At 64.8% G+C, this 950-nt stretch carries 1 protein-coding gene; it reads left to right on the top strand.

All coding sequences use genetic code 11. The features are described from left to right. On the top strand, nucleotides 1-950 hold a 950-nt coding region (gene hemA / locus E2A64_RS17750), incomplete at both ends, for a 5-aminolevulinate synthase (RefSeq protein ID WP_133285867.1).

Below are 950 nucleotides of genomic sequence, written 5' to 3' on the forward strand. Positions count from 1 at the left end.
CAGAACGCGATCGTCGTCGAGGCCATGAAGGACGCCATCGACCGCTGCGGAGCAGGGGCAGGCGGCACCCGCAACATTTCCGGCACCAACCACTATCACGTGCTTCTCGAGCGTGAGCTTGCCGATCTCCACGGCAAGGAAGCAGCACTCATCTTCACCTCGGGCTATGTCTCCAACTGGGCCGCACTCGGCACGCTGCTGGCAAAGATCCCCGGCATCATCGTCTATTCGGACGCGCTCAATCATGCCTCGATGATCGAGGGCATCCGCCATTCGAAATGCGAGCGCCGCATCTTCAGGCACAACGATCCCGAACATCTGCGCGAACTGATGGCCGCCGACGACCCGGCAGCTCCCAAGCTCGTCGCCTTCGAGAGCGTCTATTCGATGGATGGCGACATCGCGCCGATCGAGGCGATCTGCGACGTGGCCGACGCATTCGGCGCCATGACCTATCTCGACGAGGTCCATGCGGTGGGCATGTACGGTCCGCGCGGCGGCGGCGTGGCCGAACGCGAAGGCCTGATGGATCGCCTGACGGTGATCGAAGGCACGCTCGGCAAGGCCTTCGGCGTCATGGGCGGCTACATCACCGGCTCGGCGGCGCTGTGCGACTTCGTGCGCTCCTTTGCCTCCGGTTTCATCTTCACCACCGCGCTGCCGCCGGCCCTGGCCGCCGGGGCCGCCGCCTCTATCAGGCACCTCAAGGTCTCCGAACTCGAGCGCCGCCGCCACCAGGACGCGGTCGCCAAGGTGCGCGCCATGCTCGACCGCCACGGCATTCCGCACATGGACAATCCGAGCCATATCGTGCCGGTGATGGTGGGCAATGCGGCCAAGTGCAAATGGATCTCGGACGTGCTGATCGACCGCTACGGCATCTATGTCCAGCCGATCAACTATCCGACCGTTCCGGTCGGTACCGAGCGGCTCAGGATCACCCCGACGCC

Origin of the sequence: Pseudohoeflea suaedae (genome assembly GCF_004354915.1) — a bacterium.
Classification (GTDB): domain Bacteria; phylum Pseudomonadota; class Alphaproteobacteria; order Rhizobiales; family Rhizobiaceae; genus Pseudohoeflea; species Pseudohoeflea suaedae.